Consider the following 242-nt stretch of genomic DNA (forward strand, 5'->3'; position numbering starts at 1 on the left):
CGACGGCTTCCTGCCCAACTACCTGAAGGCCGGCGTGTTCCAGCCGCTGGACAAGGGCAAGCTGCCGAACTGGAAGAACCTCAACCCCGCGCTGCTCAAGGTGCTTCAGGCCAAGGACCCGGGCAACGAACACGGCTTCCCCTACCTGTGGGGCACCACCGGCATCGGCTACAACTCGGCGAAGATCAAGGAAGTGCTGGGCGACAACGCGCCGATCGACTCCTGGGACATCTTCTTCAAGC

The 242-nt window shown here is 62.8% G+C and carries 1 pseudogene; it reads left to right on the forward strand.

The features are described 5' to 3' along the window. A pseudogene (locus J5M67_RS29320) lies at positions 1-242 on the forward strand (ABC transporter substrate-binding protein); the annotation flags it as partial.

Origin of the sequence: Pseudomonas sp. 30_B (genome assembly GCF_017491605.1) — a bacterium.
In the GTDB taxonomy this organism is placed as follows: domain Bacteria; phylum Pseudomonadota; class Gammaproteobacteria; order Pseudomonadales; family Pseudomonadaceae; genus Pseudomonas.